The 18,446-nt window shown below is 57.4% G+C and carries 14 protein-coding genes and 1 rRNA gene; 5 read left to right on the top strand and 10 right to left on the bottom strand.

Annotated elements, in window-relative coordinates:
* Positions 1-70, bottom strand: a 16S ribosomal RNA gene (locus tag ACB035_RS06305); the annotation flags it as partial.
* A gap of 492 nt (positions 71-562) precedes the next feature.
* Here ACB035_RS06305 and ACB035_RS06300 point away from each other — a divergent pair.
* Positions 563-1,759, top strand: coding sequence for an NnrS family protein (locus ACB035_RS06300; protein WP_371166921.1), 1,197 nt, complete (start codon positions 563-565; stop codon positions 1,757-1,759).
* Between the two features lie 16 nt (positions 1,760-1,775).
* Here ACB035_RS06300 and ACB035_RS06295 read toward each other — a convergent pair whose 3' ends face one another.
* Entirely contained in the window at positions 1,776-2,345 is a 570-nt protein-coding gene (locus ACB035_RS06295) for a helix-turn-helix domain-containing protein (RefSeq protein ID WP_371166920.1), read from the bottom strand.
* 119 nt (positions 2,346-2,464) lie between these two features.
* Between ACB035_RS06295 and ACB035_RS06290 the strand changes: the two genes are divergently transcribed.
* Together ACB035_RS06290 and ACB035_RS06285 are read left to right on the top strand one after the other, a co-directional pair.
* Complete coding sequence (locus ACB035_RS06290) at positions 2,465-3,640, top strand: benzoate/H(+) symporter BenE family transporter (protein WP_371166919.1); 1,176 nt, start codon at positions 2,465-2,467, stop codon at positions 3,638-3,640.
* 122 nt (positions 3,641-3,762) lie between these two features.
* Positions 3,763-4,827, top strand: coding sequence for a DUF3103 family protein (locus tag ACB035_RS06285; RefSeq protein WP_021231648.1), 1,065 nt, complete (start codon positions 3,763-3,765; stop codon positions 4,825-4,827).
* Between the two features lie 69 nt (positions 4,828-4,896).
* Here ACB035_RS06285 and metF read toward each other — a convergent pair whose 3' ends face one another.
* Positions 4,897-5,787, bottom strand: coding sequence for a methylenetetrahydrofolate reductase (gene metF, locus ACB035_RS06280; protein WP_005340191.1), 891 nt, complete (start codon positions 5,785-5,787; stop codon positions 4,897-4,899).
* 329 nt (positions 5,788-6,116) lie between these two features.
* Between metF and ACB035_RS06275 the strand changes: the two genes are divergently transcribed.
* Positions 6,117-6,917: a GNAT family N-acetyltransferase gene (locus ACB035_RS06275; protein ID WP_110304485.1), complete on the top strand. Its 801-nt coding sequence runs from the start codon at positions 6,117-6,119 to the stop codon at positions 6,915-6,917.
* Between the two features lie 73 nt (positions 6,918-6,990).
* Here ACB035_RS06275 and ACB035_RS06270 read toward each other — a convergent pair whose 3' ends face one another.
* The 3 genes from ACB035_RS06270 to ACB035_RS06260 all read right to left on the bottom strand — a co-directional run bounded on the left by ACB035_RS06270 (position 6,991) and on the right by ACB035_RS06260 (position 11,260).
* Complete coding sequence (locus ACB035_RS06270; protein ID WP_216950078.1) at positions 6,991-8,454, bottom strand: ABC transporter substrate-binding protein; 1,464 nt, start codon at positions 8,452-8,454, stop codon at positions 6,991-6,993.
* Positions 8,455-8,462: 8 nt separating this feature from the next.
* Positions 8,463-10,442 (bottom strand): methyl-accepting chemotaxis protein, encoded by a 1,980-nt coding sequence (locus tag ACB035_RS06265; protein WP_371166918.1) that lies wholly within the window; start codon positions 10,440-10,442, stop codon positions 8,463-8,465.
* 221 nt (positions 10,443-10,663) lie between these two features.
* On the bottom strand, positions 10,664-11,260 hold the full coding sequence (locus ACB035_RS06260) for an OmpW family outer membrane protein (protein ID WP_005340187.1): 597 nt from the start codon (positions 11,258-11,260) through the stop codon (positions 10,664-10,666).
* A 330-nt stretch (positions 11,261-11,590) separates the two neighbouring features.
* Between ACB035_RS06260 and ACB035_RS06255 the strand changes: the two genes are divergently transcribed.
* Positions 11,591-11,722, top strand: coding sequence for a hypothetical protein (locus ACB035_RS06255; protein WP_019445201.1), 132 nt, complete (start codon positions 11,591-11,593; stop codon positions 11,720-11,722).
* Here the strand turns inward: ACB035_RS06255 and ACB035_RS06250 are convergent.
* The 4 genes from ACB035_RS06250 to ACB035_RS06235 all read right to left on the bottom strand — a co-directional run bounded on the left by ACB035_RS06250 (position 11,719) and on the right by ACB035_RS06235 (position 18,445).
* Positions 11,719-13,392 carry a diguanylate cyclase gene (locus ACB035_RS06250; protein ID WP_100652624.1) on the bottom strand — a complete coding sequence of 558 codons (1,674 nt, stop codon included), beginning with the start codon at positions 13,390-13,392 and terminating at the stop codon, positions 11,719-11,721. The two genes, ACB035_RS06255 and ACB035_RS06250, sit on opposite strands and share 4 nt — an antisense overlap.
* A 120-nt stretch (positions 13,393-13,512) precedes the next feature.
* Entirely contained in the window at positions 13,513-16,341 is a 2,829-nt protein-coding gene (gene uvrA / locus ACB035_RS06245; RefSeq protein ID WP_371166917.1) for an excinuclease ABC subunit UvrA, read from the bottom strand.
* Positions 16,342-16,430: 89 nt separating this feature from the next.
* On the bottom strand, positions 16,431-16,721 hold the full coding sequence (gene csgH, locus ACB035_RS06240) for a curli-like amyloid fiber formation chaperone CsgH (RefSeq protein ID WP_233267781.1): 291 nt from the start codon (positions 16,719-16,721) through the stop codon (positions 16,431-16,433).
* Between the two features lie 134 nt (positions 16,722-16,855).
* Positions 16,856-18,445, bottom strand: a complete 1,590-nt coding sequence (locus ACB035_RS06235; protein WP_167566681.1) for a curlin — start codon at positions 18,443-18,445, stop codon at positions 16,856-16,858.
* Position 18,446: the final 1 nt, after the last annotated feature.

Raw genomic sequence — 18,446 nt, 5'->3', positions numbered from 1 at the left:
GCCGCTCGACTTGCATGTGTTAGGCCTGCCGCCAGCGTTCAATCTGAGCCATGATCAAACTCTTCAATTTAAGTTTGGTTGCTTCGAAAAGCGGCTCAATGAATTGCTGAATTAACTGCTGCAACTTTCGTTGCTTTGGTCACTTCACCAGACATTGAAAATCAAAAATTGTTTTTGATGCTCGATGCTGTGAGTGCCCACACAGATTGCTTGATTCAAATTGTTAAAGAGCGTCACGCTTGTCGCGTTGAGGAGGCGCATGTTACGCCTCTCACTTCGAAAGTCAAGCGATTGTTTTCGCTTTTCTTTCGGCGCCCACTTCGCTAGGAAGCTGGCTCATCAGGTTGGCGTGTTCCGCCGTGCTGGTAGGGGCGCATTATAGGGAGCCGCGCCGGGATGACAAGGGCTTTTTCAGCAAAAAAGGTTCGTTCGCTCAGATATCAAGCAACCACCTCTTTTCTTGCTCAAAATGACATCAATCCTGACTATTGCCGGATTTAAATTGAACATTTGAAAAGCCAATTTATAATTGCCATCTCAAATGTTCAATTGGAATGCCCTCATGCATCAAATCCTCGATAGCCATAAGGAAGAGCAAATCGTCCCGCTGTTCCGCTTGGGGTTCCGACCCTTCTTCTTGTTCGGGGCTCTGTTTGCTGCCGTCGCCATGTTGCTCTGGCTGGGGCAGCTCAACGGTTGGCTAACCTTGCCAGGGATTGCCAACCCGATCTGGTGGCATGGTCATGAAATGCTGTTTGGTTTCGGTGCAGCCATCGTCGCGGGCTTTCTGCTCACCGCGGTGCAGAACTGGACGGCCCATCCCGGTATTCGGAGCTGGCCATTGGCGCTGGTGGTGGGGTTGTGGATATTGCCAAGGACCTTGTTACCCTGGCTGGGTGAAGAGAATACGCTCCTGATGGTGGCAGACCTGCTCTGGTTGCCGCTTTGCACCTGGTTCCTTGCCAAGCCTATCTTGATAACCCGGCAATGGCGCAACCTCTTCTTCGTGCCCCTGTTGCTGATACTGACCTTGCTCAATGGTGCCAGCTGGTTATGGCAGGCCGATTGGACCACCGTTGAGCACCTATTGATCACCACTGTGCTGTTGTTTACCACCCTGATCGCCGTGATGGGGGGAAGGGTAATTCCGTTCTTCACCGCCCGAGCAACCGGTCAGGAGAAAGCTGCACCTCTACTCTGGCTGGAACGGACTGCGCTCGCGACACTGTGGCTTATCTTGCTCTGCTGGCTGTTACTCCCCACCCAATGGGTCACCAGCATATATATAGTGCCTCTCTATATAGTGGCGGCGAGTTTGCATCTGTGGCGGCAACTACGTTGGCATCTGCCATCGACCCTTGCGCATCACCTGCTGTGGTCACTCCATCTCGCCTATCTGTTTATCCCTCTTGGCCTGCTCGCCCTTGCGGCACATAGCGCGGGTCTGCCCATCACGTTGTCGATGGCCAGTCACCTGCTCAGCGCAGGCTGTATGGGCACCATGATCCTGGGCATGATTGCGCGAGTCTCCCTCGGCCATAGCGGTCGGGCCTTGCAGGTAGGACGCAGGATCACTGGCGCATTCGCCCTGGTTATCGCTGCCGCTACAATGCGGGTGACGATTCCGCTGTTCTGGCCTGCTTATACCCTGCATGGCTGGAACCTCAGCGCGCTTGCCTGGATCGCTGCCTATGGTCTGTTTGTCTGGGTCTATACCCCGATACTGATCCGCCCCAGAGCAGATGGTCGACCGGGTTGATGACTGCGGAACATGTTCAGGGTGTTGCCACCGGATAGTGGATGAGGTTGTGGAAAATCGCCGGGGCTATGCCCAGATTGCGATAACCGTGGGGACGGTCGGCAGCAAAACGCACCGCCTCTCCTTGCACCAATGAACGCCACTCCCCTTCCACCAGCACCTCCATCATGCCGCTGATGACGATGACATGTTCGGTCACTCCCGGCTCATGGGGCTCGGATTCACGCTGGTAACCCGGCAACAGGGTTAGCTCAAGCAACTCGAAACCAAACCGGTTTTCATAAGGGAAGAGCGGTGCCACTTGCATGCCCTCTCCCGCAGGCTGCTGGCGAATAGCATCGGCGGTGCGATAGAGCACCTCTGCCTGCACTGCGGGTGTGGGCTCAATGAAACTGGAAAATGAGACTCGAAAACCGGTGGCTATCTTCCACAGCGTCGCCACTGTCGGGCTGGACTCTCCCCGCTCAATCTGCCCCAGCATCGCCTTGCTGACACCCGTTTCGCGCGCGGCGGCCTCCAGGCTCCAGCCGCGCTCGCTGCGCAGCCCCTTCAGTCGAGCAGCCAGATGCTGACTCATCTCTTGCATAACTGCCTCTTTATTACTCTTGCACGATGCGCCTTGTGCGCTATAGCGCCCGGCGATATAGTCAAAGTTTTATTGTACGTAATAACGCACAGCGCGTCACAACGCCAAGAGGAAGAGTCATGCCCTTCGCACTCCCCCATCTGGTCGCAGGCTTTATCGCCGTGATGGTCGGCTACACCAGTTCCGTTATCCTGATCATCCAGGCCGCCACGGCAGCAGGTGCTGATACTGCTCAAGTCGCCTCCTGGCTCTGGACGCTGGGGATCGGCATGGGGGTGAGCTGCATCGGCCTCTCTCTCTATTACCGCATACCCATACTAACCGCCTGGTCCACACCGGGCGCGGCACTGCTGATCACCACGCTGGGCAACTTCACTCTGGCGGAAGCGATCGGCGCCTTTGTGATCTCCTCCCTGCTGATCACTCTGTGTGGCATCAGCGGCTGGTTCGACCGTTTGATGAAACATATCCCGGCTCCACTGGCCGCCTCCATGCTGGCTGGCGTGCTGCTCAAATTCGGGTTGGATCTGTTCAAGGTCGCCCCGCAAGATCCCTTGCTGCTTGGCACCCTGCTGCTGACCTTCCTGCTGGGTCGTCATCTCTGGCCCCGCTATACCATGGTGCTGGTACTGGGAGTGGGGATGCTGATCTGCAGCGTGCGGGGGGATTTGCAAATGGGCACCCTTCACTGGCAACTCGCCAGCCCGGTCTGGACATGGCCAGCCTTCTCCCTTGATGCTCTGTTTGGTATCGCGCTGCCGCTGTTCATTGTCACCATGACATCGCAAAACATGCCGGGGATTGCCATCTTGCGAGCCCACGGCTATCAGCCTGCCACCTCCTCGCTGATCAGCTGGACCGGCCTGACCGGCCTGCTGCTCGCCCCTTTTGGCGGCTATGCCTTCAATCTGGCCGCCATCACTGCCGCCATCTGCATGGGAAAAGAGGTCGACCCGGATACCAAGCGCCGCTGGCCTGCTGCGGTTTGGGCGGGTTGCTTTTATCTCGTGACCGGCTGCTTCGGTGCGACCGTCGCAGCCCTGTTTAGCGCCTTTCCGGCAGCCCTTGTCACCTGCATCGCTGGTTTGGCCCTGCTAGGTACCATCGGCAGCAGCCTGCACTCTGCCTTGCAAGAGAATGAAGCGCGAGAAGCTGCGCTGCTCACCTTTATCATTACCGCGTCCGGGATCAGCCTGCTCGGCATCGCGGCAGCCTGCTGGGGTCTGCTGATTGGTCTGGCTATCTATCAGTTCCAATTATATCGACAAAGGAATCAATTGAACCTCAAACCGTGAACCTCTGCACACTATCCAGATAAAATGATTCACAAGTGAAACTAATTTCCCTCTAGTGGTGTCAGGGCGCCAATCTTCCCGGACATGGTGCCCTGTCAGGTTCCATGCAACGGAGTATAAAAATGAAAAATCAGGCTGTCTTGTTACTACTGGCCATACTGGGTGCTACGAGCGTCCAGGCTGCCGATACGGATCGAGAGCTGGCTCGCCAGCTCGCACTTCAGCAGAAAAACCTGCTGCCCCTACTGAGCAATCAGCAATACCAGAGCCCGCTTCCCAACCTGCTGCAGAAGGCCAGCCCGCGCCTTAAGCGGCAGGCGAGCGATGCCAACCAGGCAGCCATCAGCCGGCAAGGACTGGATGGCGAGGTCAAGCAACTGATGCAGTTGCGGCTGGCCAACACCGATCAGGCCGCCGCACTGCAACAAGGGGTCGAACCGCTGGTCGCCTATGTTCCAAGTGGAGACGAGAAGAGCTGGAGCGCCATTGAAGCGTTCGACAGCGCTGGCAATCCCGTCTATCTGGATGTGGACAAGGCACCGGCCCGGCCGGTTCTGGTAGTCGAAGCCGATCCCGTCAAAGCCAAAAACGCAGGCTTGAAGGTGATGCGCAAGGCGCTGGCCGATGCGGATCTGCAAAGCGCTCCGCGAGTAGCAGCCAGCACGGCGCCACTCAAGACCAGTATCCTGAAAAAGATCAGACTGAAGGATGATCAGGAGCCCTGGCTGCTCGGCGCAGCCGAAGTGTATGCGGTGGTCGCAGGGGTTAATCCCAGCCGGGATGAGCCTGTGGTCGATATTGTCGACATGCCCTACCTCGACTATGACAACACAGACTACACCCCCAACCAGATCCTGGTTTACTGGGATCGCTATCGTTGGGGTGCCGTCGATGTGGTGATGATGGAGCAGGATGACAACGTCAACTACAAGGAGCTGAGCGCCCTGCTGATTGAAGCCCTCAAACTCGGCTTTACCGCGGGTGGCGTGCCGGAAGCCCTGCCCTTCCTCGATCTCGGCGGTCGCATCGTCAAGGCGCTGCCCGACTCCTGGATGACCAACAACGACGACTATCTGGATACCTTCTACACACTGGAGCAGGATCAGGTCTATCGTCAGTATCCGGGGGCTGCCGGTAATGCGGTTATCGATCTTGAGCCAAAAGAGATCGCCCCGACCAGACCTTGATAATCGGCCATAACGAAAAAGCCAATGAGCAACTCATTGGCTTTTTGCTTTTATCGCGGTGACCACCGGTCAACCCTTGGGACGAACCCCCAGAGTATGGCAGATGGCATAAGTCAGCTCGGAGCGGTTCAGGGTATAGAAGTGGAAATCCTTCACCCCTTCCTGACTCAGCACGCGCACCTGATCGATGGCGATGCTCGCCCCCACCAGATTGCGGGTCATCTGATCGTTATCCAGCCCCTCGAAACGCTGATGCATCCAACGCGGGATCTTCACGTTGGTAAAACCGGCAAACTTGGCCAGGGTCTGATAGTTGGAGACCGGCAGGATCCCCGGCACGATTTCGGCATCGATACCGATGGCGGCACAGCGATCCCGAAAGCGCAAATACGTTTCCACATCGAAGAAGAACTGAGTGATGGCGCGGTTGGCACCGGCATCGATCTTGCGCTTGAGGTTGAGCAGGTCGGATTGCGCACTCTTGGCCTCCGGGTGCCCTTCAGGATAGGCGGCAACCGAGATATCGAAGTCGGCCTCTGACTTGAGCAGGGCAACCAGATCGGTGGCATACATATCCGGCTTCTCCAACCCCTGCGGCAAATCACCGCGCAGAGCCACGATGTGACGAATACCGCTATTCCAGTAGTCGCGGGCGATGGTGCGCAGCTCGTCGCGACTGGCATCGATACAGGTCAGGTGCGGCGCGGCAATCAGGCCTGTCCGCTCCTTTATGTCCTTGATCACCTTGTGGGTGCGATCACGGGTGCCAGAGTTGGCACCATAGGTGACGGAGACGAACTTGGGTTCCAGCACTTTCAGCCGTTCGATGGACTGCCAGAGGGTATTTTCCATCCCTTCACTGTTGGGCGGAAAAAACTCGAAACTGACCGATATATCGCCATTCAAATCTGCCAAGCTCTGGTTGAGCGCCTCAACCTGACGTGCACTGTGAAAACCCATCTGCTCTTCTCCCTGTCCTGCAATCCATCTGTCTACGTCAAAACGGATGTTTGGACGTCTAAACGTCTTTATATTTATGGGCAAAACGACACAAAGTCAACAGGGATTTACCTCACATCCGATCTGACGAACTTCATATTTACAAAATTAACGGTACGTAACCGAAAAGTGCCCATCCCAAAATTGCCCCACTCGAGTTATGATGGGGGCAGATCGTCCTGGACGTTCTGAATCTGCGTGTGATTGTTTGGCCGGAGGTTTCTCCGGCCCCTTTTCATCTATTTCCCACTCCTGCCGATAACAGAATGAGTCTTTGCAGGAGCACCATCATGGATACCCACCCCGGCTTTGCCACCGACTTGCTGTTTGATCGCTACCAGGGCGAGGTCATCCAGCATGAGCAGTTCTGGACGGTTCGCACGCCGGATGCTCCCGACTACTACTTCGGCAACTACCTGCTACTCCCCAACCCACCCAGCGACCGTGACAAAGGCTGGCTGGAAGCCACATTTGATCAGCTGATCGGCCAGGATCCTCGAGTGCGCCACCGCACCTTCCAATGGCCACTGGCGGCCGGACAAAACAGCCGGATCGCCGGTTTTGTCGCAACGGGTTACCAATATATGGAGTGCGTGGTGCTGGCGCTGGATGAGCAGAGCTGCCCACCCCCTCACGACGACATGAACAAGGTTGAGGCACGCACCTTCACCACTGCCGATTGGCCTGAGTGGCTCGACTTCGAACTCCATGAGCGGGATGAGGGGCACTCGGAACAGAGTTATCTCCCCTATCTGCAATCCCGCCAGGCGCTCTATCAGGCCATGATTGCCGATGGTCTCGGGGACTGGTGGGGGATCTGGCGAGAGGGTCAACTGGTCGCCAGCTGTGGCCTCTTCTTTTGCGGCACACTTGGGCGCTTCCAGTTGGTACGCACGCACCATGCGTGGCGCAATCAGGGGTTATGCCGCCAGCTGCTGAGTCAAGTGGCTCGCGCAGGATTGTCACGCGCCAAACAACTCATCATAGTGGCTGACGAGCACTACCATGCCCAGCGCATTTACCGCTCTCTGGGGTTTGCCCCGGTTGCCCGCATCGGCAGCCTCTGCCGCTGGCCCCACGAAGCACAATAAAGCGATACATGCTGGCCACGAGCCATAAAAAAACGGGAGGCTGATGCCTCCCGTTTTTATTGATGCCGATGACCTATTGCTGTGGCTGCTGTGGCGCTTCCAACTCGTTGGAGAGCGCCTGCTCCACCTCATCCGACGGCGCCGGTAATGGGGCCGCTGATACGGGTTCTGCGGGAGTCACAGCAGGTGACACCACGGCCGATGTTTCACTGGTCGCGGGGGCTGCGGACACCTCAGTCGTCGGCGCTGAAACAGGAGCAGGGGCAACCGCATCACACTGACAATCCGTGCTCTTGGCCTTGTTGCCCTGATGAGGGGCATACCAGCCCCTCAAGCCACCTTCCAGTCGATCTGCGGCAGCCTTGGGCTCCATCTTGCCAAGCAACACAGCCTGACTCACCTCGGCCAGTTCATCCCCCAACTTGGGCGTACCACGGGAGAGGATCTGGGTCGCCACCCGAATGGTCGAGTCACACTGATCACGCCACTCCATCATCTCTTTGGCCGCCGGATTGGTGACATCGAAGAAGTGGTTGGAGAGGGAGAAGAATCCCGGCAACGAGTTGGTATAGAGCTCGGCAAATTGCGGCGTCGTCAGCCACTGCAGGAAAGCCATCGCCCCCTCTTTGTTCTTGCTGGCAGGGTTCATCCCCATACCGATATCGGTATGGTCGGTAAAGAAACAGCCATCACCCTGTTTGGCCACCGGCGGACGCATGACGCCAAAATCGACCTTGCCGGTGAAGGGAGCAATCTCCCAGGAGCCCGCCACATAGAAGGCAGCCTTGCCCGAAGTGAACAACTCGTTGCTGGTCGCGTAATCGCGGCTCTCTCCACCTTCACCGAGGTAGGAACGCCAGCGGGCCAGCTCGTCGAACACCTTCACATATTGCGGGTTGTCCAACCGCTCCTGCCCGCCAATCAAAGCCAGACGGCCGTCCTCTCCCTTCCAGTAGTTGGGGCCAATGTTCTGGAACCCCAGTTCGGAGGCAACCCAGCTCTCGGAACCGCTCATGGCCAGCGGCACATAGCGACCGTCGGCCTTGATCTTGTCCAGCACGGCGAAGAACTGATCGCGGGTTTGCGGCAAGGTGAGTCCCAACTCACTGAAGATCTTCTTGTTATAGAAGAAGCCATGGATCACCGAGGCCATCGGCACGCAGAAGGTCTGGGCACCGGAATCGGTCTGCCAGGGTGACTGGGCAAAACTCGGGAAGTTCTCCATCCCCGCCATTTCGGTCAACTCGGCCAGATGGCCCGCCTTGAACAGGGCGAGCGAGTCATCAAACGGACGACAGGTAATGAGATCCCCCGCCTTACCGCCTTTCAGGCTCTCCCACAGGGTGGGCATGTAGTTGACGTTCTGCACCGGATGAAAACTCACCTTGATACCGGGATGCGCCGCTTCAAAGGCCGGGATGATTTTCTGCTCCCACAACGCCTTGTCATCGGTTCGCCAGCTTTCAATCACCAACTCGCTGGCCATCAGCTGGCCACACAACAGGAGACTCAGGGCTCCAATCCACTTTTTAGACATAAGCCCTCCTAGACCTTGAAATGTGCGATCAATTGCTGCTGTTTGGCGACCAGGTCGGCCAGTACTTCACTGCTGCTGGCGGATTCGCGCGCCTCCCGCTCGGTCTCGTATGCCACATCGGCAATACCGGCGATATGACGAGCGACCCCCTGACTGACGGAGATCTGCTCCTGAGCAGCATGGGCCACCTGATCCGCCATCGACTTGATGGCCCCCATCCGATCGGCAATGGATTGCAGCGCCACATCCATCTCGCGAGTCTGCTCAACACAGCTCTGGGTCTGCTCCTGGCTACGCCCCATCACTTCAACCACATGCTTGCTGGAACTTTGCAGGTTCTCAATCATCCCCTGGATCTCTTCGGTCGAAGTCTGGGTGCGATTGGCCAGCGCCCGTACCTCATCGGCCACCACCGCAAAACCGCGACCTGCATCGCCAGCACGGGCCGCTTCGATGGCGGCGTTCAACGCCAGCAGGTTGGTCTGCTCGGCAATGCTGCGGATCACATCGAGAATGCTGCCAATGTTGTTACTGAATTCCCCAAGTTTGTAGGTGATCCCGACCGCCTCTTCCATGGCGCCAGCCAGCTGCTCGGTGATCCGGCGAGTGGTGGCCACTTTCTGGCGACCATTGCGCGCCTCTTCGTCAGCCAGATCCACTTCCCGCTTGGTGCCATCGGTAGAGCGGGCCACCTCGGTCGCACTCACTTCCAACTCGGTAATGGCGGCGGCTACCTGATCAGTCTGGCTCTTCTGCTCCTGCACCCGGGACATGGCCCGTTCGCTGATCTCGGCAGCGCGACTCGCCTCGTCCACCAGATGGCGGGAGCCCGCATTGATTTGGGAGAGCAGCTCGCCAGTCTTGCCCGCCAGCGTATCGATGGAGCGAGAGAGGCTGCCAAATTCGCAACTGCTGCGGTAGTTGATGCGCCGTGTCATGTCGCCGGCCGCCATGTAATCGAGCTCCTTGTTGATCATCTGCAACGGACGCTGAATGCTGCGTGCCGTGGTATAGCCGATCACCAGTGCGGCAGCAGCCGACATCGCGGCAACCACCAGGATCCAGAAGCTGGCACTGCTGACCGCCTCATCCGCATTGACACGGCTCTCGCTGGCGATGGCTCCGGCAGACTTGCCCATCTCATCGAGCAAATTGAGGCTGTTGACCAGACTGGCATCCAGCTGTTGATTCTGAGTAGCCAACGACAGCTCCAGTTGTTGGGCCTGACGCATGGTCGCCAGCAATCCCTGAGCGCCGAGCGCCAGCTCCTGCATCCGATCCAGGTTGGAGACAAAGCGCGCTTTCACATCATCGGGCACCAGCACCCGCTCCAACCGCTTGCGGGCCATCTCGATATCCTTGCTCAACACCTTTTCCAGCTCGTTCAGGTCGGTTTTGGCATCGGCACGACGGATATTCTTCAGATCGCGGGCGATACCCGAGGTAATAAGCTCCGCCTTGTTGCGCATGGAGCGTTTGCTGGCGGTCTGTTGCAGCAGCAGATCCGCCGCCCACTGGTAGGTATCCTCAAGGCGGATAAATTCCATCTCCAGCTTGTGGCGCTGATCTAATGCACTAACCCACTGCCGATGCTTGGCCAACACCTGATCCGCCAAGCCATAAAATTGAGTGGTAGCACTCTCGACCTGCTGGAAGCGGGCACGAGCATCCGCTACATCGGTAAATTTACCCATCTCCTGACTCAGCTGGGCGAAGCGGTTCTGCTGCTCCTTGAACTGATTGGCCAGCTGCGGCAACTGGGCGGCATCTTCACTGGTGCGGTAGACCAGCACCCAGCGGTTACTATCCTGCAGTGCACCCTTGAGACCTGCGACAGCCACTACCAGCGGGGTTGCCCGGTCAGATACGGCAGAGAGGCCGTCATTTATACCCTTGATTTTAAAGGTACTGATCACACCAAGCAGGATCAGCAACAGCAGCATCAACACGAATCCGGCGATGATCCGCTGCACGATAGATAAGCCCATGGAGACATCCTCACTCATTGGGGGAAGGTAAAGTGAACATAGTCACTATCGGCAGGGGTGGCGAATAACTGAAATAAAGCGGCAGGTATTTAATTGATTTGTATCGGGTTGGATCACAGTACAGACAAAATCAGACAACCAAAAAAGCCCGGCACAAGCCGGGCTGAAAGAGACGTACTTTGCTATCTTCCGCGGTCCGTTCAGAACCGCAGTCAGAATCATTAGAAGCGGTAGCCAACACCCACCATAAAGGCCATCGGGTCGACCTTGGTATTAATGGTGCCAATCGCTGTATGCACATCGGTATCGATATCCATGATCCAGGCTGAACCGTTGACAAACCAGCGGTCAGTGATCGCCATATCGATACCAACTTGTCCGGCAACCCCCCAGGAGTCATCGACTTTGACATCGGTTCCTGACAGTGCACCACGACCCTCTTCATCAAAGAAGGTGGTGTAGTTCACGCCAATACCGACATACGGGCGAACCTTGCTTTGAGCATCGCCAAAATAGTACTGACCCATCAGAGTCGGCGGCAAATGCTTGATCTTGGCAACTTCAGCGCCACCCAGTTTGACTGAATGAGAGAAGGGGGTTGCAGCCAGCAATTCGACACCCCAGTTATCAGTAATCATGTAAGAGAGAGTCAATCCCAATTGCATGTTGTCATTAATTTCCAGCTCTACAGGCGTGCTGCTTTCCTGCGGCGATACAAATGCCAAACCACCACGAACCAGAATATCACCAGCCTGATGGGCCATGGCGAAAGGAGAGGTCACTGCAGCGGCAATCATCAGAGGAAGTAATTTTTTCATCACGTAATCCCTTTTTTTGTTTTCATTTGATGCTGTAAGCCCGCTGACTATATGCCCTTGTAAATGCAAAGTTATTGACTTGGAGCAAAGGTTGCACAGAAATAAATCGATTGGTGTGACATCTTTGCGCGCCATCCCAATCTCGTTGAGTCCCCAGACAACAAGCCGAAATACCTGTTTCGACAGGTTGTAACTACCCGCACCCAGCGCCAAAAGGAGCAAACAAACCACACCTTATTGCGCGGCAGAGCGGCTATTAATTGTTGTTAATATGGGCAAATCAGCGTATTTTTTGCGCCATACAAGTTACTGGGAAGTAATGGTTTATTTATGAAAAATGAGTCGAAATGGCAAAAGGTGGGGGCCTTTCTCGCGGCCGTGTGGGGAATCGGATCCTTTCTCTTTATCCTGCTCGGTTTTATTGTCGCCCTGGCCTATCTGGTATTGGTACGGCAGGGTTAATCCGGATTGATAGAGTGCAGCAGGGTGATATTCCCCCCTTCAGCAAGCTGTTCCGGAGTCTGGCCCATTCCCTCAGCAGAGAGGCTACCAGCGTAGCCACACCACCGATTTCGCCCGCCGACTTTGGCCTGATACAGCGCCATGTCCGCCAGTTTGAAGCTATGACTCCAGAATGAATCCGGGTACTCCGGGTGCAACGGATAGCGGCAGAACCCCAGCGACACCGTCAACCAGAGTGGCGCATCCTCTTTGCCAAAGCGGTGCTGAGCGACACGCTGGCGCAGATATTCGACCCGCAGCGCCAACTCTTGCTCGTCATCCACCTGCAACAGCAACAAGAACTCCTCCCCGCCCAGCCGGATGATCGGCTCGCGCTCTCCTGTCACCACCTTGCGCAGCAGATCCGCCAGCTGTTTCAGCACCAGATCCCCGATGTCATGGCCAAGGCGGTCATTGATCCGCTTGAAATGATCCAGATCCAGCAGCAATAACAGACAAGGTTTGGCCCGGTTGGCCTGCAACCAACCATCGAGATAGCGACGATTGAAACAACGGGTCAAGGGGTCGGTGAATGCAGCCATCTCCATCTGGCTGGATTTTTCCAACAAATCATCGTGTTGCTGCCTGACCTTGCTGGCCATCTCCTTGAACTTGCCGCTCAAGGTCGCCATCTCGGCGCTGCTGTCGATATAGGGGATCAAGGTGGCATCTGGCCGATCGCCAAAGCGTTGCAGCGCCGACACCAGCTGCTGCAACGGGGTAAGCACAATGCTGTTAAGCCGATACATGGCGATCATGACGCAGATAAAACTGATAAACAGCATGCCGATAAAGGTCCAGAGCGCCCCCTCCATGACGCCACTCAAGATCTTTCTCTCCTCCTCAATCACCAGAGTCAGCACCGGCTGGTTATCGCTGTTGAGCAGTCGCACCTCTCCCCTGAGCCGGGTGAGCCCAAGGTCAATCAGGCGATACGTTATTTGCGGTTTCAGTGGTTTGAAGGTAGCGGTGACATCCAGATTGGCGTGGGAGATCGCCAGAGGCAGCGCGGTACGCTCCGATACCTGCTCGAGATAGGCCTTGTCGAGCCAACGTACAACCAGCAAGAAACCGTTGAACGGTGCCGACTCGTCACTGTTTCTGATCGGCTGCCACGAGTACATCAGCGGCCCCCACTGGGAAGCACGGATCCCATGCAGATTGATGCCCCCTTGCGCCACCGAGCGCGCCCTTAACTGCTTTTTCAGTTCATCAAGGAAGTAGGGAAACTGGTCCGGATTGATCCCCGGCGCATCGGGTAGCAGGGTGCGCGTCCAGATTTCGTAACCGGCGAGATCCATGAAGCTCATCAGGTTGAGACTAAAATCCCGCATCGGCATATCACTGAACAGGTTGGATTCGATGTACGCCCTGCTTTTGTTGTCCATAAAACGGTGACTGTCATCCCAGATGCCCCAATCCCGACTGAATGCATCCAGAGCGGCCACATCCGCCTGCACCGCCTTGGTCACGCGCAGCAGATGCTCCTTCATTCGCTGCTCTTCAATCCGGCTGGCAGACGGGATCTGGGCCCACGCCAGCAGGACCAGCAATAGCAGGATCGCCCCCAGCCAGATGGGGAACATGGAGTAAGCCAACTGATGATCAATCGTGCGCGGAGCCTGAGCCATAACCCGATATATCCATTACCATGACGCTGAGATGCCAAGCCTGCACCACTTGACGAGCTTCTCCCTATGCTCCCGATTTTTATAACAAAAAGGGGCCAAAGGCCCCTCGATTATAACGGCTTATCGCGCCAATAGCGGTCGTAAAAAACGAGCTGTATGAGACTCTTTATTGGTGCAAATCTCTTCCGGCGTCCCCGTCACCAGAATGCTGCCACCACCGGCGCCTCCCTCCGGTCCCAAATCGACGATCCAGTCGGCAGTTTTTACCACATCAAGGTTGTGCTCGATGATGACGATGGTGTTGCCGCGATCCCGCAACTGGTGCAGCACCTTGAGTAGCTGCTGGATGTCGTGGAAGTGCAGCCCTGTGGTCGGCTCATCCAGAATGTAGAGAGTCTGACCGGTGTCCCGCTTGGAGAGCTCACGCGCCAGCTTGACCCGCTGCGCCTCGCCGCCCGACAGCGTGGTGGCCGACTGGCCGAGACGGATATAGGAGAGGCCCACATCCATCAGGGTCTGCAGCTTGCGTGCCACCGCCGGCACCGGATCGAAGAACTCGCGGGCATCTTCCACCGTCATCTCGAGGATTTCGTGGATGTTCTTGCCCTTGTATTTCACCTCCAGGGTCTCGCGGTTGTAGCGCTTGCCCTTGCAGACGTCGCACGGCACGTAGACATCCGGCAGGAAGTGCATCTCTACCTTGATGACCCCGTCCCCCTGGCACGCTTCGCAGCGGCCCCCTTTCACGTTGAAGGAGAAGCGGCCCGGCTGATAGCCGCGTGAACGCGCCTCCTGGGTGCCGGAGAGCAGCTCGCGGATCGGAGTGAACAAACCGGTATAGGTGGCCGGGTTGGAGCGCGGGGTACGGCCGATGGGGCTCTGGTCGATATCCACCACCTTGTCCAGATGCTCCAGCCCCTCGACGCTGCGATAGGGTGCCGGGGTGGACTCGGTGGCCTTGTTGAGCTCGCGGTGGGCGATGCGGAACAGGGTGTCGTTGATCAAGGTCGACTTGCCGGAGCCGGAGACACCTGTAACGCAGGTCATCACTCCGATGGGCAGATCCAGGTTGACGTTGCGCAGGTTGTTGCCGCTCGCCCCCTTGAGTTTCAACCACTTGCCGGTGAGCGGGGTGCGCTCGGCCGGAATGGCGATCTGTTTGCGACCGGAGAGGTAGTCACCGGTCAGCGACTCCGGATTGTCGATGATCTGCTGGGGGGTGCCCTGCGCAACAATTTCGCCACCGTGCACGCCCGCCCCCGGGCCGATATCGAGCACATGGTCGGCGAGTCGAATGGCATCCTCATCGTGCTCCACCACGATCACCGTGTTGCCCAGATCGCGCAGATGGGTGAGGGTCTTGAGCAACCGCTCGTTGTCGCGCTGATGCAGACCGATGGAGGGCTCATCCAGCACGTACATCACCCCCACCAGACCGGCACCGATCTGGCTGGCCAGCCGGATCCGCTGCGCTTCGCCGCCGGAGAGGGTCTCTGCGCTGCGCGACAGGCTCAGGTAGTTGAGACCCACATTCACCAGGAAGCCAAGCCGCTCGACGATCTCTTTCAAGATCTTCTCGGCAATCTGGGCGCGCTGGCCGGTGAGGTTCAACCCTTCGAAGAAGGCGAGCGCATCGCCGATGGACTGCTCGGCAATGGCCGGCAGGTTGCGGTTGTCGACGAAGACGTGACGCGCCTCTTCCCGCAGTCGGCTGCCACCGCAGCTGGTACAGGATTTGTTGGCGATGTATTTGGAGAGCTCTTCACGCACCGAGTTGGACTCGGTTTCCCGGTAGCGTCGCTCCATGTTGTGCAGGATCCCCTCGAACGGGTGCTTGCGCACCACCACATCGCCGCGATCGTTCATGTAGCGGAACTCGATCTCGGTGCGACCGGAGCCACGCAGGATCACCTCTTGGGTCTTGAGCGGCAGATCCTCCCACGGCGTCTCCAGATCGAACTTGTAGTGCTCGGAGAGAGATTTCAGCATCTGAAAGTAGTAGAAGCTGCGCTTGTCCCAGCCACGGATGGCGCCGTTGGCCAGACTGATGGCCGGATCGCCGATCACCTTGGCCGGGTCGAAGTACTGCTGCACCCCGAGACCGTCACAAGTCGGGCAGGCACCGGCCGGGTTGTTGAAGGAGAAGATGCGCGGCTCCAGCTCCGACATGGAGTAGCCGCACTCCGGGCAGGCGAAGTTGGCGGAGAAGGTCATGGGGGCGACCCCCTCCTCCCCGTCCATCGGCACTACCAGTACGATGCCACCGGAGAGGGTCAGCGCCGTCTCGAACGACTCGGCCAGACGCAAGGCAAGGTCCTCGCGCACCTTGAAGCGATCCACCACCACCTCGATGGTGTGCTTCTTATGCAGCTCCAGAGTCGGAGGATCTGAGAGATCGCACACCTCGCCGTCGATGCGGGCACGGATGTAGCCCTGAGCCGCCAGATTCTCCAGCAGCTTTGTGTGCTCCCCCTTGCGGTCACGCACCACCGGGGCCAGCAACATCAGCTTGCTCCCCTCCGGCTGAGCCAGCACCTGATCCACCATCTGGCTGATGGTCTGGGCGGCAAGCGGAATGGCGTGGGTCGGACAGCGCGGCTCACCGACCCGGGCAAACAGCAGACGCAGGTAGTCGTAGATTTCGGTGATGGTGCCGACGGTCGAGCGCGGGTTATGGGAGGTAGACTTCTGCTCGATGGAGATGGCGGGCGAGAGCCCCTCGATATGGTCAACGTCCGGCTTCTCCATCAAGGAGAGGAATTGGCGAGCATAGGCGGAGAGGGACTCCACATAGCGGCGCTGCCCCTCGGCATAGAGGGTATCGAACGCCAGAGAGGATTTGCCCGAACCGGAGAGGCCGGTGACCACGATCAGCTTGTCGCGGGGCAGGGTCAGATTGATGTTCTTGAGGTTGTGGGTGCGAGCACCCCGGACCACGATCTTTTCCATCTTGTTGCACGCTCGATACAGAAACCTGAGCGAGTCAGTATGGCATAGAGACTACTGGATGAATAGACAGTCATGAGATGAAATGCGCATCATCCGGCGCACCCCATCTGCTCTTTTTTCTCCACCAGCAGCCGCTCGTTTTGCCATATCCGGGCGGTGACCTCGACCCGATAGGGGCAACGCAAACCCAGCCCTATTTTGCCAACCGCCATGACCACTCCAGCCTGCAGCGACAGATTACGGCTCTGGCGCTGAGTCGTGCTCCCGGCCGCCCCTTCGCCATGCACCAGCAACCTGAAGCTCACCTTCAAATTGCGCTTGCTGAGCAGCGTCGGTGCCAGTGACAGCCCCTGTTCGCTCTGCACCATATTGAGGGACAAGCGGATCGACGGATCGGGTTCTATCTCGGTTTCCCTTGCAGTTGCTGGTGAAGGAACGCGATAAACCAGTATCAACCCACAGAGCAGCACCAATAAAAGAGGGGCCCGCAGGCCCCTGAATCCGGAGATGACCATCAGTTGCTACCAGAACCCTGATAGACATAGGCCATGTTATCGCTGCCATAGACAGTCACATTGGCAGTGTTGAGGCTGTCGGTTTGTGCTACGTCGACTTCATTATTGCCACCGCCCATGCCGCCATTGACGTAAACGTTGGCCACGTGTTTTTCACCGAACTGGCTCACGGTGAGCGTGTTGTCGCTACCCAGATAGGATTCGACCTTGGCGCTGTTCAGTTTCCCATCCTGAGTCACTGTCACCACAGAGTCAGAGTGAGACGCATCGGCATAAGCCCAGTTGTCAGTGCCTTTCTGAGCCACGACCAGCTCGTTGTCCGAGCCCCAGGTCCAGGCTCCTTTGCCCTCAACGCCACGCGCGGCAGCAACCTGGTTGCCAGTGCCGTTCTGGTCAATATCGACCTTGTTGCGACTACCTTCCTCTTGCACTGCATTGGCATAGTTGTCGCTACCCAACTGATCGATAGTGACAGACCCACCCACGCTGCTGGCCAGCTGATCAACCACTGCCTGGTTATTGCTGCCATTCTGAGTGACCTGTGCAGTGTTGCCAGACCCCTGCTGGTTGGTATCGGCCTGGTTGCCATTACCCAGCTGAGTCACGACCGCCGTTTCACCAGTTCCGCTCTGTCTGGCATTGGCGATGTTCTCGTTACCATTCTGGGTGATGGTCAACAGATCCTCAGAACCTCTCTGCTCAGAGTCGATCTGGTTACGACTCCCGGTCTGGGTCAGAAGGGCGGTTTCACCGGAACCAGCCTGCTTGGCCAGCAGGTTGTTCCCTTGTCCGGCGGTTGCACCAGACTGCTGGGCTGTCACGCTGCCAGCGGTCCCGCTTTGCTCCACTGTTGCCACGTTGGCCAGCCCCAGCTGAGTGACCTCGGCAGTGTTGTCATTGCCACTTTGCTTGACGACCGCAGAGGTGCCCTCGTTTGCGCCGTAACCGAAGTTGCTTGTACGTTGTGCGACTAAGGCCGTGTTATTGCCACCCTCTTGAGCCACGCTGGCAACGGCACCATCGGATTCGCGTTGATCGACATCCGCAATATGCCCACCTTCTCCTGACTGGGTAATGGTCGCGCTGGCATAATCAGACCAGTAGTTATTGATCTGCGCACTGTTATCGTTCGATTGCTGCTCAATCACTGAATTGGCACGGTCACCATCATCCTGCTTGATACGGGCATCGTTACCATCACCAAGCTGGCTCACCCTGGCCGTGGCCTCACCGTTGTAGTACTGCTGGGTAATCGAGGCCTTGTTCAGCTGTCCGTTGGTATCAATGGTCGCGGTCGATTTATTGGTCACCCCCTGCTGCAATACCTCCCCTTCGTTCTTGCCACCGGCTTGCTTGATATCAGCAGTGGAAGCACCGGTATTGCGCTGCTCGGTCAAGGCGAGGTTGTCGTTACCCTGTTGATAGATCGCCGCCTTGTTAGCCGTGCTCTCCTCAACCTGCTGGATGTACGCCAGGTTGCCGCTGGAGAATTGAGCCTGAGTCACCTCAGCCTGATTGCCAGTAGATGCCGCCCAAGCGGTGCTGGTCGCCAGAAGAACTGCCGAGGCAATGATGGTACGTTTAAACATG

Origin of the sequence: Aeromonas sp. S12(2024), assembly GCF_041402305.1 — a bacterium.
Classification (GTDB): domain Bacteria; phylum Pseudomonadota; class Gammaproteobacteria; order Enterobacterales; family Aeromonadaceae; genus Aeromonas; species Aeromonas veronii.
Note: the sequence above shows the minus strand (reverse complement) of the source record. Positions and strands in the feature narration are given on the sequence as shown.